This window comes from Marinobacter pelagius, from assembly GCF_900114925.1.
In the GTDB taxonomy this organism is placed as follows: domain Bacteria; phylum Pseudomonadota; class Gammaproteobacteria; order Pseudomonadales; family Oleiphilaceae; genus Marinobacter; species Marinobacter pelagius.
Genome location: NZ_FOUR01000010.1, coordinates 79,139 through 103,830 on the forward strand (window position 1 = coordinate 79,139; position 24,692 = coordinate 103,830).

Here is a 24,692-nt window from a genome sequence, read left to right on the forward strand (position 1 = left end):
TCACCAACAGGACATCGCATTTGACCATGAAAACCGTTGCCATCATCGACTACGGTATGGGGAACCTTCATTCTGCCCGCAAGGCGGTGGAGCACGTTGCCCCGGATGTCACCGTCCTGGTGACCGATAACGCCGACCATATCCGGGAGGCGGACCACGTCATCCTGCCCGGCGTCGGAGCCATCCGCGACTGCATGGCGGAGATTCGCCGGCTGGAAGTGGATACGCTGGTCCGGGAAGTGTCCCGGGATCGCCCCTTCCTCGGTATCTGTGTCGGCATGCAGGCGCTGATGTCCCGCAGTGAGGAGAACGGTGGTGTGGACTGTATCGGCCTGTTCCCTTCCGAGGTTCGCTACTTCGGCGACAACCTGGTGGAAAATGGTGAGCGCCTGAAAGTGCCGCACATGGGCTGGAACGAAGTCTTCCAGACCATCGACCATCCGCTCTGGCACAACATCCCGGACGGCGACCGCTTCTATTTCGTGCACAGCTATTACGCCGAGGCCAAGGGCAATGCCGACATGGCCGGCCGTGCCCATTATGGCGTCGACCTGGCGGCCGCGGTTGCCCGCGACAACATTTTTGCGGTGCAGTTCCACCCGGAGAAAAGTGCCCGGGCTGGCCTGCAGCTGCTGAAAAACTTTGTGGACTGGTCCGGCAAGTAACGCCGGCCATCAGAACGAACTACACGGACATTGCTCTATGCTGATTATCCCCGCCATTGATCTCAAAGACGGCAAATGTGTACGCCTGCGTCAGGGCCGGATGGACGATTCCACCGTCTTCGGTGACGACCCGGTCGAGATGGCAACCCGCTGGGTGGACGCCGGCGCCCGTCGTCTGCACCTGGTGGATCTGAATGGCGCCTTTGCCGGTGAGCCGGTCAACGGCGAGATCGTCCAGGCCATTGCCAGGAAGTATCCGGATCTGCCGATCCAGATCGGTGGCGGTATCCGCTCCGCTGAAACCATCGAGGCCTATCTGAAGGCCGGCGTTCAGTGGGTGATTATCGGTACCAAGGCGGTGAAAGAGCCGGAGTTCGTGACTGAGATGTGCAAGCGTTTTCCCGGTCACATCATCGTGGGCCTGGATGCGAAAGACGGCCGGGTGGCCACCGATGGCTGGGCGGAAGTTTCCGAAGTCATGGCCGTCGATCTGGCCAAGCGTTTCGCCAACGACGGGGTTGAAGCCATCGTTTACACCGATATCAGCCGTGACGGCATGATGCAGGGCGTGAACGTTGAGGCCACTGCCAAGCTGGCGGAAGAGGGTGGCATTCCGGTCATCGCCTCCGGCGGCGTGACCAACATGGATGACCTCAAGCGCCTGGCCGAAGTGGCGGAGAAGGGCATCCTCGGCGCCATTACCGGCCGTGCCATCTACGAGGGCACCCTGGATGTCTCCGAGGCCCAGGCCTTCTGCGACAGCCTGAACGGCTGAGGGAGTTAGCATGGGACTGGCAAAACGCATCATTCCCTGCCTGGACGTGGACAAGGGCCGCGTGGTCAAAGGGGTGAACTTCGTGGATATCCGGGATGCCGGGGATCCGGTCGAGGTGGCCCGCCGATACAACGAGCAGGGCGCCGACGAAATTACCTTCCTCGATATCACGGCCAGCCATGAGAGTCGCGACACCACCTATGAGACGGTGGAGCGCATGGCGGCGGAGGTTTTTATCCCGCTGACCGTCGGTGGCGGCGTGCGTACCGTTGAGGATATCCGCAAGTTGCTCAATGCCGGCGCCGACAAGGTGTCCATCAACACTGCGGCGGTATTCAATCCTGAATTCGTGCGTGAGGCCGCCGAGCGGTTTGGCAGCCAGTGCATCGTGGTCGCCATCGACGCCAAGCAGGTCAGTGCCGAAGGCGAGGAGCCGCGCTGGGAAATCTTCACCCACGGCGGTCGCAAGCCCACCGGGCTGGATGCCGTGGAATGGGCCAGAAAGATGGTCGAGATGGGCGCCGGTGAACTGCTGCTGACCAGCATGGACCGGGATGGCACCAAGATCGGCTTCGACCTGGGCCTGACCCGCGCCATCAGCGATGCGGTGGCGGTGCCGGTGATTGCCTCAGGTGGTGTAGGTGAACTGCAGCATCTGGCGGATGGTGTGACCAAGGGTGGGGCGGATGCGGTGTTGGCTGCCTCCATTTTCCACTTCGGGCAGCATACGATTCCCGAGGCGAAGGCGTTTATGAAGGCGCAGGGGATTGAAGTCCGGGATTGAGCGGGCATGAATGAAAACGGGGTCAGAAGAAGGCTTTCTTCAGACCCCTGGCTATTGCTAGCTCGGAGTCAGGCCTGAAAACGGGGTCAGATGAAAGCTTTCATCTGACCCCAACTTAGCGCCTGTCTCCGAGTTCAGGTATTCCCCAGGGGGCTGATGAAAACCTTCATCTGACCCCAACTTGGCGCCTGTCCCCTAGTTCACGTCTTTCTTCGGGGTCTGATGAACGCTTTCATCTGACCCCAACTTGATCTTTGCCGCGTAAGCCGGCCGAATCGCCTGCTTCTCCCCCTCCGCAAACATCGCCCGGTTCCCGTTACGCATGGCCCACAGCCCGCTCACGGTCGCCACGGCAATGCCCTGCTCATCCAGCAGCGGCAGGTGCTTCTCCAGGTAATCCACAGTGACCTTGTGCGGGTGCCCGATACCAACTGCGCTGCCATTCTCCTTGGCGCGTTTGATCAGCAGCTTGAACTGGCGGTCAACGAACTCTTCGGTCTGTTCGTGGTCCAGGAACACATCCCGGGTCATGTTCGGTATCCGGTAGGCGGTGGCCACATCGCCGGCGACGGAGGAGGCGATGGTGCGGCTGTCCACGAAGTACACCGGGTACTTGTCGAGCTCCTTCATGACCCAGTCCATAGCTTGCAATTGCTGGGTCAGCAGACTGCCCATGTGGTTGTTGACGCCACTGACGTAGGGGATGGACTGGAGTGAGCGACGCAGGGTCTGGCTCAGGGTGTGTTCGTCCATGTCCGGTGTAAGCCCGCCGGCGCCAAGGCTGAAGTTCTGGGTGTTGGCCATGGGCGCGTGCAGCATGATCTCCTTGTTCTGCTGGTGCGCCAAGTTGGCCAGTTGTTCGGTGAAGCGCCGATAGGGCAGGAAGGCCAGGGTCAGGGGCTGGTCCATGTTGGCCAGGCGCCGGCCTTCGTGAAGGTTGTGGCCCATATCGTCAATGATGATGGCGATCGTGGGCGGCAGTTCCCGCGGGGACTCACCCGCGCTCGCGCTGGCAGCGGCCAGGCAGGCAGCTGCCAGCACCAGGTAACGAATCAGACTCACTCGCCGTTTCCTTCTCCGGAAGCTCCATCCCTGCGGTTCAGAATGTTCATGCCCTTGAGCAGGTTCAGGGCTGAGCGCAGTTGGTAATCCCGCTCGACCATGGAGGCGGAATCCGGTGCCTGCTCATCAGAGCTGTCCGGCTCCTTGCCCTCGTCCTGGCCTTCCAGGTGGCCGCTGAGATCGGCTTCGGTGAAGAACGGCCCGCCCTCGAGTTCGGTCAGTTCCGCCGGGCGCACCACGATATCCGGCTTGATACCGGTGGCCTGGATGGAGCGGCCATCCGGCGTGTAGTAGCGGGCAGTGGTCATCTTGATGGCATGGGTCTCATCCAGCGGGATAACGGTCTGGACGCTACCCTTGCCAAAGGACTGGGTGCCCATGATGACGGCGCGCTCGTGATCCTGAAGAGCTCCGGCCAGGATTTCGGAAGCCGAGGCGGAGCCGCCGTTGATCAGGACCACAATGGGTGTGCCTGCCATGACATCTCCGGACTTGGCGCTGAAGCGCAGCCGCGAGCTCTGGATCCGGCCTTCGGTGTAGACGATCAGGCCACCGTCGAGCAGGGCGTCAGCGGTTTCCACCGCGGCCTGCAGAACGCCGCCGGGGTTGTTGCGCAGGTCGATGACCAGGCCATCCAGGTCGGCGCCATATTCGCTTTCGAGCTTCTTCAGGGTGTCCTTGAACTGGCCACCGGTATCGGCCTGGAACTGGGTAACGCGCACGTACCCGTAGCCGTTATCCAGCATGCGCGATTTCACGCTGGTAACCTTGATGATATCCCGGGTAACGTCGATCTCGATTGGCGCACTCTCGCCTTCGCGCATGATGGTCAGGGTGAGTACGGTGCCGGGCTTGCCCCGCATCAGCTTTACCGCTTCTTCCAGGGACATGCCTTTGACCGGCTTTTCATCCAGTTTGATGATCAGGTCGCCGGCCTGCACACCGGCTTTCTGGGCCGGGGTGTCGTCGATCGGGGAGATGACTTTGACAAAGCCGTTTTCCATACCCACTTCAATGCCGAGGCCGCCGAATTCGCCGGAAGTGCTTTCTTCCAGTTCTTCGTAGTCCTTGGGAGCGAGGTAAGTGGAGTGGGGGTCGAGGTCAGACAGCATGCCCTTGATGGCGCTTTCGAGCAGTTGCTGGTCGGAGACTTCCTCGACGTAGGCATCCTTGATGCGGCTGAATACTTCGGTGAATTTGCGCAGGTCGTCCAGTGGGAGCTGTTTTTCGGGATCGGGCAGGCTGATTTCCACTTTCTCGCCGTCCTGGATGCCTTCCAGCAATTCCTCGGACTGTGGATCCTGGGCAAAGGCCAGGCTCGATGCGGTCATGAAACAGGTGGCGAGCGTGAGTTTGCATAAAACCCTTGGCGGAAGTGTACTTCTGACCCGTTTCATCGATATATCCCGTTTTGTTTCCACTAGTTGGACGGATTTCCCTGATTCACGACAGTATGGCGTCAGCCGGGCCGTTTGTCAGCCCTTGAGTGGGTTCGTCGGAGCTTCAGTTTGCCAGCCAGCGCCTCGGGTTGTCCGGTTTGCCGTTATGGCGGACCTCAAAATACAGCGCGGGCGTATCGGTACCGCCGGTCTGGCCCGCCACGGCAATGGTCTCGCCGGCCGCTACCCAGTCGCCGGGGCTGGTGAACAGGCTGCTGCTGTGGCCGTAGAGTGTCATGTAGCCATCGCCGTGATCAATGATGGTGATCAGGCCAAAACCGCGAAGCCAGTTGGCGAACACCACGCGGCCATAATGAATTGCCTTGATCTGGGCTTCCTCATTGGTGCTGATCAGCAGACCATTGCGCCGTAACTTGCCATCGGCGTAGCGATCGCCAAAGCCGCTGACTACCTTGCCCTTGACCGGCCAGGGCAGCTTATCCTTCAGAGAGCGGAAGGGCCGGGATTCGTTGGGGGCGGGAATGCTGGCGATGGCCTGCTGCACTTCCTCGAGCAGTTTTTCCAGGCGCTTGCGGTCCGCTTCCAGGTCATCCCGTTCGCTCCGCCGGCTCTGGATCTCGGTTTTCAGGGCTGCCAGGGTCTGTTCCCGTTCCTTTCGGGATGCTGACAGTTCCTGCTGGCGCTTGCTGAGGGTGGCTTCGGTGTCGGTCAGTTCGGCCCGGGTTACGACGACTCTGGCCTGGGTCTGCCTCAGCTCCCGGAGGCTTTTCTGGAAGGCTTCGAGGCGCTCAACCGTATTTCGGCTCAGGTACTCGTAGTAGGTCATGGTCCGGGCCATCTGGTCCGGGTCGATCTCGTTGAGCAATACCTTGACGGCGGGGGCGTCGCCTTCCATCCAGGCGGAGCGGATCTGTTGTTTCAGGCTTTCGCGCTGGCGGCTGAGGGTTTCGTTGAGGGAGGCTTCCTGCTCTTCCAGTTCCTGCAGCTGCTGTTGTTGCTGCTCGGCCTTCTCACGCAGGTTCCGGCGCTCGCGGGTCAGTTCGCCGATCCGACGCTCTGTCGCTGCCAGCTGCTGTTCCAGGTCGGAACGATCTTCCTCGGCGTCAGCCAGCCACTCGTCGATATCCTCAATGCGATCCTTGAGGTCTTCGATCTGGGCAGGGGTAACTTCCTGCTGCTGCGCCTGTGTGGACGTCGCCCCCAGCATAAAGCTGAGGGCGAGTGCCAGGACGGGTAAAGGCTTCAAGGCCAAGACTGGTCCGGATCAGTCCAGCTCGACCAGGCTGTGCCCGGTCATTTCCTCGGGCTGCTCCAGACCCATCAGGGTCAGCAGGGACGGGGCCACGTCACTGAGGCTGCCGTCGTTCTTGAGATGGACCTTGCGGTGGCCGGTATAAACCAGCGGCACCGGCCCGATGGTGTGAGCGGTGTAGGGCTGGCCGGAGCTCGGGTCGGTCATCTGCTCGCAGTTGCCGTGATCGGCGGTGATCAGTGCTTCGCCGCCGACCTCGTCCAATGCCTCAACGACCCGCTTGATGCACCGGTCGATGCATTCGGCGGCCTTGATGGCGGCGTCGAGCTTGCCGGTGTGGCCGACCATGTCGCCGTTGGCGTAGTTGCACACAACCAGGTCGTACTTGCCGCTCTTGATGGCCTCAACCAGCTTGTCGGTAACCTCCGGCGCGCTCATTTCCGGCTGCAGGTCGTAGGTGGCGACTTTCGGAGAGGGCACCAGTATGCGGTCCTCACCCTCGAACGGGGTTTCCATGCCGCCATTAAAGAAGAAGGTCACGTGGGCGTACTTCTCGGTTTCGGCGATGCGCAGCTGGGTTTTGCCCTGCCTGGATATGTATTCGCCCAGGCCGTTGGTGAGCTGCTCGGGCGGGTAGGCGCAGGAGGTCTTGATGTCCGCGGCGTACTCCGTGAGCATCACGAAATCGGCCAGCTCCGGGTGCTTGCGGCGCTCGAAGCCGTCGAAATCCTTGTCCACAAAGGCACGGGTCATTTCCCGGGCGCGGTCGGCCCGGAAATTCATGAACAGGACCGTGTCGCCATCGTTGATGGTGCCGTCCGGTTCGCCCGGAGCCTGGATGCGGGTGGCTTTGACGAACTCGTCGTTCTCGCCGCGCTCATAGGACTGCGCCAGGGCGGTAACCGGATCGGTTGCGGTGTACTCGGCCTCGCCCAGAGTCATGGCGTTATAGGCCGTCTCGATACGATCCCAGCGGTTATCCCGGTCCATGGCGAAATAGCGGCCGACGATGGTGGCTACCCGGCCGACACCCAGTTCCTTGAGCTTGGCAGAGGCCTTCTCCAGGGAAGGTTTGGCGCTTTGTGGCGGCATGTCGCGGCCGTCCAGGAAGGCGTGGATGTAGACTTCCTTTGCGCCCCGGTTGGCAGCCAGCTCGGCCGCCGCCAAGATGTGGTCCTCGTGGCTGTGCACGCCGCCCGGAGACATCAGCCCCATCAGGTGCACGGCGCGGCCACTGCTCACCGCCTTGTCGATGGCGGCGCACAGTACTTCGTTCTTCTGGAATGTGCCTTCTTCCAGATCCTTGTCGATCCGGGTAAGGCTCTGGTAGACCACGCGGCCGGCCCCGAGGTTCATGTGTCCCACCTCGGAATTACCCATCTGCCCCTTGGGCAGCCCCACGAACATGCCCGAGGTGTTGATCAGGGTCTTGGGCTGGTTAGCCCACAGCTGATCCCAGAACGGGGTGTTGGCGTTGCTGATGGCATTGTCTTCGGCGGGGTCACGGTAACCCCAGCCGTCCAGGATAATCAGTGCAGTCGGCTTGCGCGTCGCGGTCATCACATCATCCGGTTGGTTGGAAAACTTGATAAAAGAGAAGGTCAGATTGTAACCGTTTTCATTCGCGCAAGCCATGTCCCCGCCTTCTTTGCAGCAGGCTGGGTGTGTATAATCCCGCCAAACAAATTTTCAGGGTGTTTTCATGGACCGCTTGTTCGAATTCGTTGTCAATCACTACATTCTGGTGTCGCTGTTTGTGGCCTTCCTGGTGGCGATCCTGATCCTGGAGGCCCGCCGTGGTGGTGCCAAGGTATCCGCCCAGGCGGCGGTCAACCTGATCAACAAGGACGAGGCCGTGGTGGTGGATATCCGTGACCGCAAGGAATTCGGCGAAGGCCGCATCACCGGCTCCGTCAACATTCCCCTGAACAGCCTCAAGAGCCGTGCTTCGGAACTGAACAAGTTCAAGGACAAGCAGATCATCGTTGCCGACAAGATGGGCCAGCATTCGGCCATGGCGGTCAAGCAGCTCAACGCCGAGGGCTTCACCAACGTGGTGCGCCTCAATGGTGGTGTCAGCGACTGGAAGGCCAGCAACCTGCCGCTGGTGAAAAAGTAACGCCGAGATGGCCCTTGATCTCGGGCCCGATCTGCCGCACTGTTTGACCTTCGCCGGAGCCGGCATGAGTTTAACAAGGGGTCAGAAGAAAGCTTTCTTCTGACCCCGTTTTCAGACTCCGGGGTCTGATGAACACCTTCATCTGACCCCATTTTCGAAACAAGACAATAACCGGGCACCCAAGCCCACCAAGAGCACAAAGGACCGAACATGGCTGAGAATCAGCAAGCCGCAGGCAATGAAAACCAGAACCAACCCCAGTTTGCCCTTCAGCGTATCTATGTGAAGGATCTGTCGTTCGAGTCACCGAACGCGCCGCTGGTATTCCAGGAGCAGTGGAAGCCCCAGGTGAATCTGGACCTGAACACCTCCCACAACAAGGTGAGCGACAACCAGTACGAAGTGGTCCTGTCCCTGACCGTCACCACCAAGATCGGTGAGAAAGTCGCCTACATCGTGGAAATCCAGCAGGCGGGTGTGTTCCTGGTGCAGGGCATCGAAGGTGCTCAACTGGGCCAGATGCTCGGTGCCTACTGCCCGACCATCCTGTTCCCGTATGCCCGCGAGTCCATTGATAACGTGGTTGCCAAGGGTTCTTTCCCGGCCCTGATGCTGGCACCGGTCAACTTCGACGCCATTTACGCCCAGGCGCTGAAGCGCAAGCAGGAAGAGGGTGCTGGCGAAGGGAGTGGGGAGCAGCAGGCTCACTAAGGGGGTCGGTGAAAACGGGGTCAGATGAACGTGTTCATCAGACCCCTGAGTTGAGACTTGGCCCCTGGGGGGGGGGGATGCGAAATTGGGGTCAGATGAAGGTTTTCATCAGACCCCTGAGTTACCTCAGACCATTGAGCCAAAGATCAGCGCCGAACTCCGGGGTCAGATGAAAGCCTTCATCTGACCCCATCTTCATTTCTGTCAAACCCCACCATCAAACCCAAGCTGCCGCCAAGCTTCGTAAACCACCAGCGCCGCCGTATTCGACAGGTTCAAGCTCCGGCTCTCCGGCCGCATGGGCACCCTGATCCGGTGGCCCTCCGACAGGCTTTCCCTCACCTCCTCAGGCAACCCCCGGGTTTCCGGGCCGAACATCAGGTAGTCACCATCCTGGTAGTTCACTTCGTGATAGAACCGGCTGCCCTTGGTGGTCAGTCCGAACAGTCGTGAGGGTTGTTCGGTTTCCAGAAATGCCTGGTAACTGGCATGCACCTTGACGGTGGCGTACTCGCTGTAATCCAGCCCGGCCCGCCGCATCTGTTTGTCTTCCAGGGTGAACCCAAGGGGCTCGATCAGATGCAGCTGGCAGCCGGTATTGGCGCAGAGCCGGATGATGTTGCCGGTGTTGGGCGGGATCTCCGGCTCGTACAGCACCACATGGAGCATTGGCTTCAGCGTTCCACTGCCAGGGCCACGCCCATGCCGCCGCCGATACACAGGGTCGCGAGGCCCTTGTGGACATCACGGCGAACCATCTCATGCAGCAGGGAAACCAGGATGCGGCAGCCGGAGGCACCGATGGGGTGGCCGATGGCAATGGCGCCGCCATTCACGTTCACCTTGTCGGTATCCCAGCCCAGGTCCCGGTTGACGGAAATGGCCTGGGCAGCAAAGGCCTCGTTGGCCTCGACCAGGTCCAGGTCATCCACGCTCCAGCCGGCCAGTTTCAGGCAGCGCTGGCTGGCGGGAATCGGGCCGGTGCCCATGATGGTCGGGTCCACGCCGGCATTGGCGTGGGCCTTGATGGTGGCAATCGGGGTCAGGCCCAGTTCTTTCGCTTTCTCGGCGCTGCACACCATGACGGCTGCGGCGCCGTCATTCAGGGAGGAGGCGTTGCCGGCGCTGACGGTGCCCTCCTTTTTGAAGGCCGGACGGAGCTTGGCCAGGCTCTCGGCGGTCACGCCATCCCGGGGACATTCGTCCTTGTCCACCACCAGCGGGTCACCCTTGCGTTGGGGGATGGTGATCGGCACGATCTGGCCGTCGAAGTAGCCGGCCTTCTGGGCGGCCACGGCTTTCTGCTGGGAGGCTGCGGCAAAGGCGTCCTGCTCCTCGCGGCTGATGCCGTATTTCTCGACGATATTCTCTGCGGTGATGCCCATGTGGTAATCGTTGAATGCGTCCCACAGGCCGTCCTTGATCATGGTGTCGATCATGGTCCAGTCGCCCATGCGCTGGCCGTTACGGCTGTTGGGCAGCACGTGGGGCGCCTGGCTCATGCTTTCCTGGCCGCCGGCGATCATCAGCTCGGCATCGCCGCAGCGGATGGCCTGGACGGCCATGTGCACGGCCTTGAGGCCAGACCCGCAGACCTTGTTGATGGTCATGGCTGGTACCGAAGCCGGAATGCCGGCATGGATTGCGGCCTGGCGGGCCGGATTCTGGCCGCAGCCAGCGGTCAGTACCTGGCCAAGTACCACTTCATTGACCTGGTCTCCGGCGACACCGGTTTCTTCGAGCAGGGCTTTGAGTACGGCAGAACCGAGCTGGTCAGCGCTCAGGCTGGACAGGCCACCGCCGAAACTTCCGACGGCGGTCCGCTTGGCGGCAACAATGACGACATCACGCATGGAATCTCTCCGGTATTTACTGGCGCGGGTTGATGGCCCCGCGCTCTGGGATGGAAAACTGCCGGCATTGTATCCGGAAAGGGGTGGGTGGCCAAAACCTGGCCGCGGCGAGATGGAGCGGCCGGGCTTACATGTTCAGGCTGCGGCCGCCATCCACGGAGATGATCTGCCCGGTCACAAACGGGGCGTCACACATCAGAAAAATCACCATGCTGGCGATGTCGTCGGGATTGCCGGTGGTGGCCAGTGGAGTCTTCTCGACGATGGCCTTCTGGTAACTCCGGTCAATCGCGCCGTCGTTCTCCGGCCACAGAATCGCTCCCGGCGATACCCCGTTGACCCGGACGTTTGGTGCCAGATCCTTGGCCCAGGAGCGGGTCAGAGCGGCCAGTCCAGCCTTGCTGGCACAGTACAGCGGGTGGTTGCTCAGGGGCTTTTCGCTGTAGATGTCGATCAGGTTGACGACGCTGCCGTGAGAATTCTTCAGTGCAGTCAGGCAGGTCTGGAGCAGGAAGAAAGGGGCGCGGAGGTTGGTGTTCATGATCCGGTCCCAGTCGTCGTACATGGCTTCGCCATTGGGGGTGGGGTAGAACACCGAGGCGTTGTTGACCAGGCCATCCAGCCTGCCCCAGTGGGCGAGTGCCTCCTTGCCGAGACGGTGGACATCGTCCATCCGGGTCAGGTCGGCCTGCAGGCAGATGGCCGAGCCGGGGCGTGCCTCGTTGAGTTTCTCGGTCAGCGCCGTGGCCTGGGTCTGCCGGGTACGGTAATGAACCACCAGGTTCCAGCCGCGGTCGTGCAGCATCTCGGCGGTGCGGGCCCCCAGGCGGTGGGCGGAACCGGTAACCAGTGCAACGGGCGCATTGTCAGTCATGTCTGTCCTCAGCTGTTGGATGCGGGCAATGCCTGTTCTATACGCTTGAGCCGCTCTGCCCGGATTGCCTCGCCCATGGCCTTACCCTTGAATCCCCGGGCCAGGAGTTCCCTGGGGTTGACTCCGGCGGCCGCCCGGGCGGCGATCTGCAGGGCGTGAACCCCGGCCCGGAGGTCTTCGGGCAGGGCATAGTCCAGCACCTGCAGCAGTGCCTCGAAGCGCGTCTCGCGGCGCCAGAGATCGGCGTAATCCAGCAGTTCGAGAAGCGCCGAAGCGGTTGCGTCTTTGCTTGAGGATAAATCAGCCAGCCCCGTTTTGAAATGGCAGGCCAGCCTCGCCAGATCCCGGCAGTCGTTCGGGGCCTTCATGGCCTCGGCGCGGGTTATTGCCTGCTCGGCGGACAGCGGCAGTAGCAAGGCGGCAAAGCGCTGACCGGTACTGGTATCGTGCCGCGCGACACTGCGAAGTGCGGACAGCGCCATGGCCAGGGTGTCATCATCTGCCAGTTCGGGAATTAGAACGGGCAGGGCTCCGCAGTCCCGCAAAACCTCGAAAAAGGTTCCGGGCTCCTGTTCGTGCAGGGCGCGCTGCACTTCCTGCCAGACCCTCTCCGGTACCAGATGATCCACCTCGCCCTCGGCGACCATCTGGCGCATCAGTGCCATGGTGTCCGGATGTACCTTGAACCCCATGGGCTGGAAGCGGGCGGCAAACCGGGCAGTGCGGAGAATGCGCAGGGGGTCTTCGGCAAAGGCCGGGGAAACATGGCGCAGCTGCCGGGAACGCAGGTCCTCAAGCCCGTGGAAGGGATCCACCAGCTCGCCCTGCTCATCTCTTGCCATGGCGTTGATGGTCAGATCCCGGCGCTTTAGGTCCTCTTCGAGAGTGACGTCGGGAGCGCTGTAGACGCTGAAGCCGTGGTAGCCGCGGCCCTGCTTGCGCTCGGTGCGGGCCAGGGCATATTCCTCCCGGGTTTTCGGGTGCAGGAAAACCGGAAAGTCCGCACCCACCTGCTTGAAGCCCTTGGCCAGCATCTCGTCCGGGGTGGCGCCGACCACCACCCAGTCACGATCCTTGACGTCAATGCCCAGCAGTTCGTCACGGACAGCGCCGCCGACCAGGTAGGTTTGCATGGGAATGCCTTTGGTTTTGGTTCGGGTGTTGAGGGGATTATCGGGCGTGGGCGGGAGGTTGGCAAATAGTGGGGGAGGAGACGGGAGTGAAAGAGGGGTCAGATGAAAGTGTTCATCAGACCCCGGTCCGAGTCAGGTGGTGGCGGCTGGCTCAGGGGTCTGAAGAAAAGCTTCTTCTGACCCCAAGTTAGATCAGGCCCCGAGGTTGGAACCTAAGACGGGGTCAGAAGAACGCTTTCTTCTGACCCCATGTTCACAAGAGCGGTCAGATGAAGGCTTTCATCAGACCCCATGGCAACGTCAGAACGCGCTGCCAATCTCGATGGCCGCACCCACATCCGCATCGCTGTAGAGCGCACCCAGATCCAGGCGCGCCCCCAGAATGTTCAGGCCGAGGCCGGCAGTGAACTGGGTATCTTCTTCGATGCCATCGTTGTTGTCGTTGCTGGCCAGGTTGTGGCGCACGCCGACGCGCAGCTGGGCATAGCGCCAGGCATCAAACTCGGCGCCCAGGGCGAGCCACTGGGTGTCATCTTCAAAGCCGAAGGCTTCCTTCTTGGTGAGATCCAGCTCGGCAGTGACCACATGGTGCTCGCTCTTGTGGGCAATCCCGGCGGTGACCATGGGATTGAGTTCCAGGGTGCGAACCTGTTCGCCCAGCTCCGGCCGGCTGGCGGCAGAGTCCAGCTCCATGGGGATCAGGTTTTTAACGGCAACGCCTGCGTTCCACTGGTGCTCATCGCCAAAGGCATAGGCGGCGCCGAGGTCCACGTTGAAGCCGCTCTTGTCGGTCTCGTACTGGTCGCCGTCGAATTCATCGTCCTCAAACCCGGAGACGGTCTCGGTGTACTGGAAGGTTCTCAGCTCCACATACTTGGGCGAGATACCCAGCTGGAAGCGGTCACCGCTTTGCAGCTCGAAGGCGCGGGCAAAGGCAATACCGACTTCACCGACGGCCGAGGCGAGGATGCGGCCCCTGGAATCAAAGCGGATATCGCCCTGGTCATCGACTGCTGCTCCGTCGATGATGGCCTGCACGTTGGAGGGCGAGCCGGAGCCCGCCGCGGTTACGATGTTGTCCAGCAGGCTACGGTCTCTGTCGGACAGCTCGCCGCGCACGGTAGCGGTCAGGTTGGCGTTGGTGAAGACGCCGACAGATAGGCTTTGCCCCGGTACGGCCAGGCCAAGTCCAAGGCCCGCATTGACTCGCATGGTGTCTTCGTCAAAGGCAACCAGACGGTCCCGGAGATCCGCGGCGCTGGCGGCCAGGTTCTCGGCATTCTCGCGGTTGGAGGTGTTTTCGAATTCGGTAACCAGTCGGTCGAACTCCTCGATCACATCCTGGATATCGTCGATCTGGTCTACGGTCTCTGCTTCATCGGCGGCGCGGGCGTTCACCGATGGCAGCATCAGCCCGAAATCGTCTGACCAGTCGTGGTGATCTGCCGCCATCATGGCCGGGTTGGTCATGGCAGCATCCGCCGGGTGCGCGGTGGCAACGCCGGTGCCGGCCATGCCAAAGGAACGGGCGGACATGAACTGCTGGGGGCTTGCCAGGGCGGAGCTGGTGGCAATGGTGAGGCCGACGGCCACAGAGAGTCTGGTCAGACGGTTACTGCTCATTCGGATACCTGTCTTGGGTTGTAAAAAGAGGCAAATATTACGGAGCAGACAGGTTAGAGCAGGCGCCTTTCGCGAACATGACAGAAGTGGTAACAGATTGTTTTAGAAGTGTAAGTTGGGGGTGGGAGTGAAAATGGGGGCGGTTGGCTCTGGGGTCTGATGAACGCTTTCTTCTGACCCCGTCCTGGATTGCAAACACGGGGGCATGATCGAACTCGGGGTCAGAAGAAGGTTTTCTTCAGACCCCTGAGGCGAAAATGGGGTCAGATGAAAGCGTTCATCAGACCCCGGAGGCGACCCCGGTTCCCCAATCAGGACTCGGCGGCTTCCGCCGCGGCCAGATCGCGGATCTTGCCTACCATGGCCCTCAGGCCGTTGCCGCGGGTGGGGGAGATGTGGCGGAACAGGTCCAGTTGTTCGAACAGTTCGTCGATGTCGGTGGTCAGCAATTCCCGGGGGCTCTTGCCGTTCAGGGCCACCAGGATGATCGCCGCGAGTCCGCGCACGATCATGGCGTCGGAATCAATCAGCAGGTACAGCTTGCCGCTGGCTTCGTCGTAATGGTGGATCAGCCACACCTGGCTCTGGCAGCCGTGCACGTAATTTTCCTCGGTGCGGGCGTCGTCCGGGAACGCCGGAAGTTGCTTGCCCAGGTCGATGATGTAGGCGTAGCGCTCTTCCCAGTCATCCAGGAATTCGAAGGCGTCCAGGACATCTTCCAGGGTGGTTTTGGTTCCGAGGGGGTTGTTCAGGAAGTCTTCTTTGGTGGCGGTCATGTGATTGCTGCTGTTTTCGGCGCTGAAATTGAAGATGGGGTCAGAAGAAGGCTTTCTTCAGACCCCGGTTGGGCTTCGGACCCCGGGGTCGGGTTCTAAAACGGGGTCAGATGAAAGCGTTCATCTGACCCCATGTTAGCGGTTCAGGCCCGGAGGATGAAGTCGGGGTCAGAAGAAAGCCTTCTTCTGACACCATGTTCAGGCCTCACAGCATCCCGAGCTCGAGCTTGGCCTCGTCGGTCAGCATGTCGTTGTTCCAGGGCGGATCGAAGGTGAGTTCGACGGTCACCTTGTCCACGTTGGGCACGTGCTCGACCTTGCGTTTGACGTCGTCACAGATCACCGGGCCCATGCCGCAACCGGCGGCGGTGAGGGTCATCTTGATGTAGACGTGGTTGCCTTCCCCGGTGTCGTTTTCGATCTTGCACTCGTAGATCAGTCCGAGGTCCACCACGTTCACCGGGATTTCCGGGTCGTAGCAGTTGCGCAGGGCTTCCCAGACCTGGTTCTCGTTGACGGTGCCGTCTTCCGGGGTCTCGAAGCTGCTTTCCAGCGGTTGCTTGCCCAGGGCATCGGCGTCATGGCCTTCAATCCGGGCCAGGTTGCCGTTGACGGCCACCGTGAAGGTGCCGCCAAGGGACTGAGTGATGGTCACAAAGGTGTCCGCTGGAATCATGATCTCGGTTCCGGCGGGAACGAGGCGTGCTTCCACCTCGCGTTTGGTCAGGACCACTTCCCGTTCTTGCATACCTGGTCTCGTAATGTGCTTTGGTTTGTTTAAGTTGGGGTCAGAAGAAAGCTTTCTTCTGACCCCGTTTTAAGATGTCTGCGGGGTTTACCTAAGTTGGGGTCAGATGAAAGCCTTCATCTGACCCCGTCTTCTCATCTGCCCCGTTTTCACCGATCAGGCGACGGTAAAACTCTCCCCGCACCCGCACTCTGCCGTGGCATTCGGGTTGCGGAACTTGAAGAGTGAATTCACGCCCTCGGTAACGAAATCGATCTCGATGCCGTTCACCATCGGCAGGTGCTCCTCTTTCACGAACACGTCTACGCCGTCGATGTGGAACACGCGGTCATCGGTTGCGGTTTCGTCCACCCACTGGGTCTCGTACTTGAAGCCGGAGCAGCCACTTTTCTTGATGGCCAGACGAATGCCCTTGGCATCCGGCTTCTTGTCGAGTTGCTTGCGCACGTGCCTGACCGCACTGGGGGTCATGGTCACGGTTACGTCACTTGGGGTGAAGACTTCGGCTGTCATGATTCCACCTCCATCAGGCAAACAGGCGCTGGATCTTCTGCAGGCCGGTGAACAGTTTGTCCACCTCGTCCAGCGTATTGTAGAACGCAAAGGAGGCCCGGGCTGTACCGGGTACTCCGTAGAAATCCATCAGCGGCATGGCACAGTGATGGCCGGTGCGGATGGCGATGCCCTGCTGATCCAGCAGCGTACCTATATCACTGGGGTGCAGGCCGGCGATTTTAAAGGACATGACCGGAACCTTGTTGGCGGCGGTGCCGATGATCTCCATGCCCGGTACCGTCTCCACCAGCTGGTTTGCGCGCTCAAGCAGGGCCTTCTCGGCCGCTTCCATGGCGCCACGGTCCAGGCTGTCGAGGTAATCGATGGCGGCACCAAGGCCGACTGCCTCGGCAATCGCCGGCGTGCCAGCCTCGAATTTGTAGGGCAGCACGTTCCAGGTGGTGCGCTCGAACGACACCCGTTCGATCATCTCGCCGCCACCCTGGTACGGAGGCATTTCCTCCAGCAACTGGGCCTTGCCGTAAAGCACGCCGATACCGGTGGGGCCAAACAGCTTGTGGGACGAAAACACGTAGAAGTCGCAGCCCAGTGCCTGCACATCCGGCTTGAAGTGCGGGACCGCCTGGGCCCCGTCAATCAGGGTGAGGATACCGCGCTTCTTGGCCTGTTCGATCAGCGGAGCCACAGGGTTAACCGTGCCCAGTACGTTGGATACATGGGTAATGGCCAGGATCCGGGTACGGTCGTTTAGCAGGCTGTTGAAGGAGTCCAGATCCAGTTCGCCCTCGGGCGTGACCTGAATCGGCACCACTTTCGCGCCGGTACGCTCGGCGATCATCTGCCAGGGCACGATGTTGGCGTGGTGCTCCATGTGGCTGACCAGGATCTCGTCGCCCGATTTCAGGCGGGGAGCCAGACCGTTCGCCACCAGGTTGATGGCTTCGGTGGTGCCGCGGGTCCAGATGATTTCCCGGGTGCTGGCGGCATTCACGAAGTTACGCACGGTCTCTCTCGCGCCTTCGAACGCGGCGGTGGCACGGTCACCCAGGGTGTGGGCGCCCCGGTGCACGTTGGAGTGCATTTCCCGGTAATAACGGTCCATGGCATCGAGTACGGCGACCGGCTTCTGGGCCGAGGCGCCGTTGTCCAGGTACACGAGGGGCTTGCCGTTCACCTGCTGGGACAGGATCGGGAAATCACGGCGCACTGCTTCCACGTCGAACGCGGCGGCGCTGGCGCTGTTTGCCACGGACAGGTCAGTCATTACCGGTCACACCTCCTGGAAGGTCTGGTCAAAGAACTGGTTCAGCCGGGTGTGGGCGGTCTCGCGCACCGTCTCCAGCGGAATCTGTTCAACCAGCTCATTGATGAAGGCCATGGTCAGCAGCACATTGGCTTCGCGCCGGGCGATGCCACGGGACACCAGGTAGAACAGGGAAATCTCGTCCAGCTGGCCGATGGTGGCGCCATGGGCACACTTCACATCGTCGGCATAGATCTCCAGCTCCGGCTTGGTGTCGATCTCTGCACCGTTGGACAGGAGCAGGTTCTTGTTGTTCATATCCGCATTGGACTTCTGGGCGTCCTGGTGGATATGAATCCGGCCGTTGAACACTGCGTGGGACTGGTCCGCCGCGATGTTGCGGTAGGTCTCCTCGCTGTTGCAGTGGGCGGCCACGTGCTCGATGGTGGTGTGGTTGTCAAAGTGTTGTTTGCCCTGGGTGACCACCACGCCGTTGAGTTTGCACTCGCCGCCTTCACCTTCCAGGCGAACGTGCAGGTCGTGGCGGCGCAGGGGGCCACCGAAGCCGACGGTGTGGCTCTCGAAACGGGCGTTGCGCTGTTGGCGGACACCGGTAGCACCAATGTGCTGCACGTTCTCGCCTTCCATGGTCAGGCGGACGTTGGTGATCTTGGCGCCGTCGGCCAGCTTGAACTCGGTAACGGTGTTGACCATGACCGGTTCGGAGCCACTGGAGCGGTACTCCTCCACCAGGGTCGCCTGGCTGTGGCGGCCCGCGTCGACGAAAATGCGCGGGAAGGCGGAGCCACTGGCGTCAGCCGTGACTTCGTGGATTACAAACAGGGGCTGGTCAAGCACGGCGTCCGGCTTCAGACGGATCAGCAGGCCATCTTCGAAACGGGCGGCGTTCAGGCGGGCCAGCTGTACCGCCTTGTCGTCCAGGGTGTTGTCCAGTTGATCGGCCAGTTCGGCGGCTTCCTGGTCATCCAGGTCGCGGAAGCTGGCTACCCGAATGCCATCAGCTTTCGGAAACTCGCTGGCTTCCGGCTGAATTACGCCGTTCAGGAACACGATCCGGTAGCCCGGTACCTCCTGGCCAGTGAGCGCCTTGCCCTGCGAGGGCAGGGTGCTGGCCATTTCATCGGTCAGCTTGAGATACTTGCTGGAGTACTTCCAGTTCTCGGTTTTCCGCGTCGGCAGCGGCATGTCCACCAGGGCGGTACCGCGCTGCTTGCGCAGCTCCAGTAGCGCCTTGGGCAGGGACTGGCCGGCGGATTCGAGGAACGCGGCAGAAAGAGTCGGTGCTGGTTTCATTCCGCGGCCTCCTTAGTTGGCAGCACTGTCGGCAGTTTCTTCGTCCTTGATGCCGAGCCAGCCATAGCCTTTCTCTTCCAGTTCCAGAGCCAGTTCGCGGCCGCCGGACTTGATGATTCTGCCACCGGCCAGGACGTGAACGTAGTCCGGCACGATGTGGTTCAGCAGGCGCTGGTAGTGGGTGACCATCAGAATGGCGCGGTCTTCGGAGCGCAGGGCGTTGACGCCATCGGACACGACCTTCAAGGCGTCGATGTCGAGGCCGGAGTCGGTCTCATCCAGGATGGCCAGTTTCGGCTGCAGCAGCAGTGCCTGCATGATCTCGTTACGCTTCTTCTCACCACCGGAGAAGCCTTCGTTGACACCCCGCTTGAGGAAGGACGGGTCCAGGTCCACCTGCTTGGAGACTTCCTTCGCCAGTTTCATGAACTCGGCGGCGTTCATCTCTTCCTCGCCGCGATGCTTGCGCATGGCGTTGACGGCGGTGCGCAGGAACTGCAGGTTGCTGACGCCGGGGATCTCCACCGGGTACTGGAAAGCCAGGAAGATGCCTTCGCGGGCGCGTTCCTCGGTTTCCAGGTCCAGCAGGTTCTCGCCGTTCAGGATGACTTCACCCTCGGTGACTTCAAATGCTTCGTTGCCTGCCAGCACCTGGGACAGGGTGCTCTTGCCCGAACCGTTCGGGCCCATGATGGCGTGAACTTCCCCGGCCTTGATCTCCAGGTTGATGCCCTTGAGGATCTCTTTGCCCTCAACGGATGCGTGCAGGTTCTTGATGCTAAGCATTTGTTCGCGTCTCTCTATCTCTGAATCTGTGTGAATTCGTTGCCTGTGGTGTCCGGCCGGATCAGCCCACCGAGCCTTCGAGGCTGACTTCCAGCAGCTTGCCGGCTTCCACCGCAAATTCCATCGGCAGCTCCTTGAACACTTCCTTGCAGAAGCCGTTCACAATCATGGAGACGGCCTGTTCCGGGTCGATACCACGCTGGCGGCAGAGGAACATCTGCTCGTCGCTGACCTTGGAAGTGGTGGCCTCGTGCTCGACGATGGCGGATTTGTTCTTGCTCTCGATGTACGGGAAGGTGTGGGCACCGCAGCGGTCGCCGATCAGCAGCGAGTCACACTGGGTAAAGTTGCGCGCACCTTCCGCGCCCGGGCCGAATTTCACCAGGCCCCGGTAGGCGTTGGAGCTCTTGCCGGCAGAGATACCCTTGGAGATGATGGTGCTCCGGGTGTTCTTGCCCAGGTGGATCATCTTGGTGCCGGTGTCGGCCTGCTGGTAATTGTGGGTCAGCGCTACGGAGTAGAACTCGCCGACGCTGTTCTCGCCCCGCAGCACACAGCTCGGATATTTCCAGGTGACGGCGGAGCCGGTCTCCACCTGGGTCCAGGAGATCTTGGAATTCTTGCCGATACAGGCGCCGCGCTTGGTAACGAAGTTGTAGATGCCGCCCTTGCCGTTCTCGTCGCCCGGATACCAGTTCTGGACGGTGGAGTACTTGATCTGGGCGTCGTCCAGGGCTACCAGCTCAACCACGGCGGCGTGCAGCTGATTTTCATCCCGCATTGGTGCGGTGCAGCCTTCCAGGTAGCTTACATAGCTGCCTTCGTCGGCAATGATCAGGGTGCGCTCGAACTGGCCGGTGTTGGCGGCGTTGATGCGGAAGTAGGTGGACAGCTCCATCGGGCAACGTACACCTTTCGGTACATACACGAAGGTGCCGTCGGAGAAGACCGCGGAGTTCAGGCCGGCAAAGAAGTTGTCGCCGTGGGGGACAACAGTTCCCAGGTATTTCTGCACCAGTTCGGGATAGTCCCGGACGGCTTCTGAAATCGAGCAGAAGATGACGCCGGCCTTGGCCAGCGGCTCCTTGAAGGTGGTGGCAACGGAGACGGAGTCGAATACCGCGTCGACCGCGACGCCAGCCAGCTTTTCGCGCTCGTGCAGGGGGATGCCCAGTTTTTCGTAGGTTTTCAGAAGCTCCGGATCGACTTCGTCCAGGCTCTGGGGCATGTCTTCCTTGCGCTTGGGCGCGGAATAATAGGAAATCGAGTTGTAGTCAATTTTCGGGTAACCGACGTGAGCCCAGTCCGGCTCGTCCATCTCGAGCCAGCGACGATAGGCTTTCAGGCGCCATTCCAGCATCCACTCCGGCTCTTTCTTGATGGCGGAAAGCCGGGCAATGACGTCTTCGTTCAGTCCGGGTTCGAACGTGTCGGCTTCGATGTCGGTCACAAAGCCGTGTTCGTATTCCCGTTTGATCAGCTCGTTCACCTCTTGGTCGGTGGTCGCCATGATCGTCGCTCCGTAATTCTCTCATCTCGGGCTCTTGGCCCTTGGTGTCACCGGCAGCCGTTTGGTCGGGCTGGCGGGCGGCTATCATCAGTCTAGTTGGGTGTTGCAGTGGTCGCTCACGGTGTGAGTACGCCCCGCAATCGGTTTTTGGATGACGGATTTGTGGTGCCCGATGCTTTCAAGTGGGCGAATCCGTTGCTTCTGGCGAGCGATTATACAATACCAGAGTAAAATAGTCAGGTATTAAATCGAGCGTGTAGGGATTATACCTTAATCGGCCTTTGGGGCACTAAGGTAGCGGCAATCGGGGGGATAGGTTTTACCCGTAGGGCTGCATTGATTGGGGGTGGCCTCCGGTCGGGCTTCCCTCCCAAAACACGCCGTGAACCCGTCCCTGGGGGCTCGGCATTGCCATCCATGGCAATGCACGGTTTTGGGAGGGAAGCCCGACCGGAGGCTTCGACTAATTGCTATTCGCCGGCGGGCAGGATTCGAGTCAGGTAGGTGAAGTCCAGTGACTCCGGTAGATTTCCCGGCTTCGGAATTCTCACCACATGCCCGCTGCCCGGCGCATAGTCCATGGCCTCGCCATTCCGGTTTTCCATGCTGTCTGCACTGAACCGCAGGTTACCCGCCGGGGTGATCAGTTCCAACTGGTCGCCGGGGGCGAACTTGTTTTTGACGTCGATGGTCAGCCATCGGTCATCCGCATCAGCAACAGTGCCTATGACCTGCTGGGTGCCCAGGAAGGAGGAGCCCTGTTCGTAGGTCTGGTATTCCTGTGGCACGTGGCGGCGGAGGAAGCCTTCGGTGTAGCCGCGGTTGGAGAGGGCTTCGAGTTCGTTCATCAGGCCCATGTCGAAGCCTTTGCCGGCGACGGCGTCGTCGATGGCGCGGCGGTAGACCTGGGTGGTGCGGGCGACGTAGTAGGTGCTTTTGGTGCGACCTTCGATTTTCAGGGAGTGGACGCCCATTTTGACCAGTTCCGCCACATGCTGGACGGCGCGCAGGTCCTTGGAATTCATGATGTAGGTGCCGTGTTCATCCTCGTAGGCGGGGATGAAGCCGCCGGGCCGGTTGGGCTCTTCCAGGAGAATTTCACGGGGTTCCACTTCCTGCACGTCGCTGGCGGCCGAGGTGGCGATCAGGTCGCCGGTCTGGTCGTGGCTGTGCTGGACTTCTTTGTAGTTCCAGCGGCAGGCGTTGGTGCAGGCGCCCTGGTTGGCGTCGCGGTGGTTCATGTAGCCGGAGAGCAGGCAGCGGCCGGAGTAGGCCATGCATAGGGCGCCGTGGACGAAGACTTCCAGTTCCATGTCGGGAACCCGTTCGCGGATTTCGCGGATTTCGTTCAGGGCCAGTTCCCGGGACAGGATGACCCGGCTGATGCCCTGGCGGCGCCAGAATTCGACGGTGGCCCAGTTCACCGCGTTGGCCTGTACCGAGAGGTGGATCGGCTGGTCCGGCCATTTTTCCCGGACCAGCATGATCAGGCCGGGGTCGGACATGATCAGGGCGTCCGGGCCCAGTTCGATCACCGGTTCCAGGTCTTTGAGGTAACTGCGCACCTTGTTGTTGTGGGGTGCGATGTTGGAGACCAGGTAGAACTGTTTTCCCAGTTCGTGGGCACGGTTGATGCCGGCGCCCAGGGCTGCAACGTCTTTGAAACTGTTGTTTCTTACTCTCAGGGAGTAGCGTGGCTGGCCCGCGTAGACCGCGTCGGCGCCGTAGGCAAAGGCGGTTTCAAGGTGTTCGGGGGTGCCCGCCGGGGCAAGCAGTTCCGGGGTGATCATGGCAAAACTCCGGGTATTCTCGGTGCGGGGCGGGTACAGTCCCGCCATGGTGACATACAAGGGCGCGCAGTTTGCCGGAAAACGTGAGGGCGGGCTTTGATCTCGCTCAAAGGTCTTATTGATTGTTTTCGGCTAACATGTGTACGCTAAGCCGCTTGGCAGATAAGGCCAGATAGAACACAGGAGGAATTGTTCATGGCATCAGAGCCTCTGAGGCCGGAGGTTGCGCGGGCGTCGCTGAGTGCCCGTGTGAGTTCGCTGATCACCGTGCAGCTTGCCCGTGGCAAGGTCGGGGTGGAGGTTGTGGCTTCCCAGTTGCACATGAGCCGTTACACCCTGCACAAGAAGCTGAAGCGCGAAGGATTGACCTTTGCCAGCTTGCTGGAAGAGGTCCGCCGTAAGCAGGCGCTTACCTACATGCAGGATAAAACCAAGCCGCTGGTGGAAATCGCCGAGCAGCTTGGGTTCTCGGAGTTGAGTGCATTCAGCCGGGCGTTCAAGCGCTGGATGGGCACTTCCCCGGCTGAATACCGTTCCCTCAGACTTTCTTGAAGATCAGGGTGGCATTGGTGCCACCGAAGCCGAAGCTGTTGCTCATCACCAGGTCCAGCTTCTGATTGTCCATGCGCTCACGGACAATCGGGTAGCCCTCGGCACCCTCATCCAGGTTCTGGATGTTGGCGGACGGTGCAATGAAACCTTCCCGCAGCATGATCAGGCTGTAGATGGCTTCGTGCACCCCGGCCGCGCCCAGGGCGTGGCCGCACAGCGGCTTGGTTGAGCTCAGCGGCGGGATCTTGTCGCCGAAGGTTTCCTTCAGGGCTTTCAGTTCGGTGATGTCACCGGCCGGCGTGCTGGTGCCGTGGGTGTTCACGTAGCTGATTTCGCCATCCAGATTCTTCATGGCCTGCTTCATGCAGCGTACCGCGCCTTCGCCGCTGGGGGCGACCATGTCTGCACCGTCGGAGGTGGCACCGAAGCCGACCAGTTCGGCCAGGATGTTGGCGCCACGGGCCTCGGCATGTTCCAGGGCTTCCAGGGCCAGCACACCGCCACCGCCGGAGATAACGAAACCGTCGCGGTCGGCATCGTAGGTGCGGGAGGCCAGTTCCGGGGTGTCGTTGTACTTGGTGGACAGGGCGCCCATGGCGTCAAACAGCAGGCTCAGGGTCCAGTGGATGTCCTCGCCGCCGCCGGCAAACATGACATCCTGACGGCCCAGGGCGATCAGGTCGGCGGCGTGGCCGATGGCGTGGGCGCTGGTGGCACAGGCGGAGGTGATGCCGTAGTTGATGCCGCGGATGCCGAAGCCGGTGGCCAGGGACGCATTGATGGCACTGCCCATGGTGCGGGGCACCCGGTAAGGACCGACCCGGCGGATGCCTTTTTCGCGATGGGTGTCGATGGAGTCCAGCAGTTCCACGGTGGACGCGCCGCCCTGACCGAAGATCAGACCGGTGGTATCCGCCTTGATGTGCTCGTCGGTGAGGCCGGCCTGCTCGATGGCTTCGCGCATGGCCAAGTAGGTGTATCCGGAAGCCGGGCACATGAAGCGCCAGAGCTTGCGATCGATCAGCTCGGGCAGGTTCAGGTCAATCTGGCCACACACGTGACTGCGCAGGCCGTTGTCCTTCGCTTCCTGGCTGAAGCCAATCCCCGGCTTTGAGTCGCGGAGGGACTGGGCTACTTCTTTCTGGTTGGTTCCCAGGCTGGAGACAATCCCCATGCCGGTGATTACAACGCGACGCATCCTGTTAA

Annotated in this window: 24 protein-coding genes; 6 read left to right on the top strand and 18 right to left on the bottom strand. The window is 61.0% G+C overall.

Going from position 1 to position 24,692, the window contains the following annotated elements:
• Positions 1-26 precede the first annotated feature (26 nt).
• From hisH to hisF, 3 genes are read left to right on the top strand one after another with little or no spacing between them, the layout of a single operon-like run.
• Positions 27-665, top strand: coding sequence for an imidazole glycerol phosphate synthase subunit HisH (gene hisH, locus BM254_RS16760; protein ID WP_092006642.1), 639 nt, complete (start codon positions 27-29; stop codon positions 663-665).
• Between the two features lie 37 nt (positions 666-702).
• Positions 703-1,440, top strand: a complete 738-nt coding sequence (hisA, locus tag BM254_RS16765; protein WP_092006524.1) for a 1-(5-phosphoribosyl)-5-[(5-phosphoribosylamino)methylideneamino]imidazole-4-carboxamide isomerase — start codon at positions 703-705, stop codon at positions 1,438-1,440.
• Between the two features lie 10 nt (positions 1,441-1,450).
• Entirely contained in the window at positions 1,451-2,224 is a 774-nt protein-coding gene (hisF, locus tag BM254_RS16770) for an imidazole glycerol phosphate synthase subunit HisF (protein ID WP_092006527.1), read from the top strand.
• 195 nt (positions 2,225-2,419) lie between these two features.
• Here hisF and BM254_RS16775 read toward each other — a convergent pair whose 3' ends face one another.
• From BM254_RS16775 to gpmM, 4 genes are all read right to left on the bottom strand, one after another.
• The gene (locus BM254_RS16775; RefSeq protein ID WP_425434503.1) at positions 2,420-3,262 is read right to left on the bottom strand and encodes a divergent polysaccharide deacetylase family protein; all 843 of its coding nucleotides are present in this window, start codon (positions 3,260-3,262) and stop codon (positions 2,420-2,422) included.
• Positions 3,263-3,282: 20 nt separating this feature from the next.
• Positions 3,283-4,683, bottom strand: a complete 1,401-nt coding sequence (locus BM254_RS16780) for a S41 family peptidase (protein WP_092006533.1) — start codon at positions 4,681-4,683, stop codon at positions 3,283-3,285.
• Between the two features lie 106 nt (positions 4,684-4,789).
• Entirely contained in the window at positions 4,790-5,893 is a 1,104-nt protein-coding gene (locus BM254_RS16785; RefSeq protein ID WP_175497296.1) for a murein hydrolase activator EnvC family protein, read from the bottom strand.
• Between the two features lie 57 nt (positions 5,894-5,950).
• Positions 5,951-7,498 (bottom strand): 2,3-bisphosphoglycerate-independent phosphoglycerate mutase, encoded by a 1,548-nt coding sequence (gene gpmM, locus BM254_RS16790; RefSeq protein ID WP_092006648.1) that lies wholly within the window; start codon positions 7,496-7,498, stop codon positions 5,951-5,953.
• Between the two features lie 142 nt (positions 7,499-7,640).
• Between gpmM and BM254_RS16795 the strand changes: the two genes are divergently transcribed.
• Together BM254_RS16795 and secB are read left to right on the top strand one after the other, a co-directional pair.
• Entirely contained in the window at positions 7,641-8,057 is a 417-nt protein-coding gene (locus BM254_RS16795; protein ID WP_092006536.1) for a rhodanese-like domain-containing protein, read from the top strand.
• Positions 8,058-8,267: 210 nt separating this feature from the next.
• Positions 8,268-8,768, top strand: coding sequence for a protein-export chaperone SecB (secB, locus tag BM254_RS16800; RefSeq protein ID WP_092006539.1), 501 nt, complete (start codon positions 8,268-8,270; stop codon positions 8,766-8,768).
• Positions 8,769-8,972: 204 nt separating this feature from the next.
• Here secB and trmL read toward each other — a convergent pair whose 3' ends face one another.
• From trmL to trhP, 13 genes are all read right to left on the bottom strand, one after another.
• Positions 8,973-9,437, bottom strand: coding sequence for a tRNA (uridine(34)/cytosine(34)/5-carboxymethylaminomethyluridine(34)-2'-O)-methyltransferase TrmL (trmL, locus tag BM254_RS16805; RefSeq protein ID WP_092006541.1), 465 nt, complete (start codon positions 9,435-9,437; stop codon positions 8,973-8,975).
• 5 nt (positions 9,438-9,442) lie between these two features.
• Positions 9,443-10,621 carry an acetyl-CoA C-acetyltransferase gene (locus BM254_RS16810; protein ID WP_092006544.1) on the bottom strand — a complete coding sequence of 393 codons (1,179 nt, stop codon included), beginning with the start codon at positions 10,619-10,621 and terminating at the stop codon, positions 9,443-9,445.
• A 127-nt stretch (positions 10,622-10,748) separates the two neighbouring features.
• Entirely contained in the window at positions 10,749-11,495 is a 747-nt protein-coding gene (locus BM254_RS16815; RefSeq protein ID WP_092006547.1) for a pteridine reductase, read from the bottom strand.
• 8 nt (positions 11,496-11,503) lie between these two features.
• Positions 11,504-12,628, bottom strand: coding sequence for a tRNA nucleotidyltransferase/poly(A) polymerase-related protein (locus BM254_RS16820; RefSeq protein ID WP_092006550.1), 1,125 nt, complete (start codon positions 12,626-12,628; stop codon positions 11,504-11,506).
• 300 nt (positions 12,629-12,928) lie between these two features.
• A complete protein-coding gene (traF, locus tag BM254_RS16825; protein WP_092006552.1) occupies positions 12,929-14,251 on the bottom strand; it encodes a conjugal transfer protein TraF in 1,323 nt (440 codons plus the stop codon).
• Positions 14,252-14,562: 311 nt separating this feature from the next.
• A complete protein-coding gene (locus BM254_RS16830; RefSeq protein WP_092006555.1) occupies positions 14,563-15,027 on the bottom strand; it encodes a SufE family protein in 465 nt (154 codons plus the stop codon).
• Positions 15,028-15,232: 205 nt separating this feature from the next.
• Positions 15,233-15,775: a putative Fe-S cluster assembly protein SufT gene (gene sufT / locus BM254_RS16835; RefSeq protein WP_092006559.1), complete on the bottom strand. Its 543-nt coding sequence runs from the start codon at positions 15,773-15,775 to the stop codon at positions 15,233-15,235.
• Positions 15,776-15,931: 156 nt separating this feature from the next.
• Positions 15,932-16,288 carry a HesB/IscA family protein gene (locus tag BM254_RS16840; RefSeq protein ID WP_092006562.1) on the bottom strand — a complete coding sequence of 119 codons (357 nt, stop codon included), beginning with the start codon at positions 16,286-16,288 and terminating at the stop codon, positions 15,932-15,934.
• A gap of 13 nt (positions 16,289-16,301) precedes the next feature.
• On the bottom strand, positions 16,302-17,555 hold the full coding sequence (locus tag BM254_RS16845; protein WP_092006565.1) for an aminotransferase class V-fold PLP-dependent enzyme: 1,254 nt from the start codon (positions 17,553-17,555) through the stop codon (positions 16,302-16,304).
• 6 nt (positions 17,556-17,561) lie between these two features.
• Positions 17,562-18,848 (bottom strand): Fe-S cluster assembly protein SufD, encoded by a 1,287-nt coding sequence (sufD, locus tag BM254_RS16850; RefSeq protein WP_092006568.1) that lies wholly within the window; start codon positions 18,846-18,848, stop codon positions 17,562-17,564.
• Between the two features lie 12 nt (positions 18,849-18,860).
• The gene (gene sufC / locus BM254_RS16855) at positions 18,861-19,634 is read right to left on the bottom strand and encodes a Fe-S cluster assembly ATPase SufC (protein ID WP_092006571.1); all 774 of its coding nucleotides are present in this window, start codon (positions 19,632-19,634) and stop codon (positions 18,861-18,863) included.
• Positions 19,635-19,695: 61 nt separating this feature from the next.
• Positions 19,696-21,144 (bottom strand): Fe-S cluster assembly protein SufB, encoded by a 1,449-nt coding sequence (gene sufB / locus BM254_RS16860; RefSeq protein WP_092006574.1) that lies wholly within the window; start codon positions 21,142-21,144, stop codon positions 19,696-19,698.
• Positions 21,145-21,614: 470 nt separating this feature from the next.
• Positions 21,615-22,934 (bottom strand): prephenate-dependent tRNA uridine(34) hydroxylase TrhP, encoded by a 1,320-nt coding sequence (gene trhP, locus BM254_RS16865; protein ID WP_092006576.1) that lies wholly within the window; start codon positions 22,932-22,934, stop codon positions 21,615-21,617.
• Between the two features lie 195 nt (positions 22,935-23,129).
• Here trhP and BM254_RS16870 point away from each other — a divergent pair, with 195 nt between their 5' ends.
• Entirely contained in the window at positions 23,130-23,486 is a 357-nt protein-coding gene (locus tag BM254_RS16870) for a helix-turn-helix transcriptional regulator (RefSeq protein ID WP_092006579.1), read from the top strand.
• Here BM254_RS16870 and fabB read toward each other — a convergent pair.
• On the bottom strand, positions 23,473-24,684 hold the full coding sequence (fabB, locus tag BM254_RS16875) for a beta-ketoacyl-ACP synthase I (protein ID WP_092006581.1): 1,212 nt from the start codon (positions 24,682-24,684) through the stop codon (positions 23,473-23,475). The genes BM254_RS16870 and fabB overlap by 14 nt on opposite strands.
• Between the last annotated feature and the right edge of the window lie 8 nt (positions 24,685-24,692).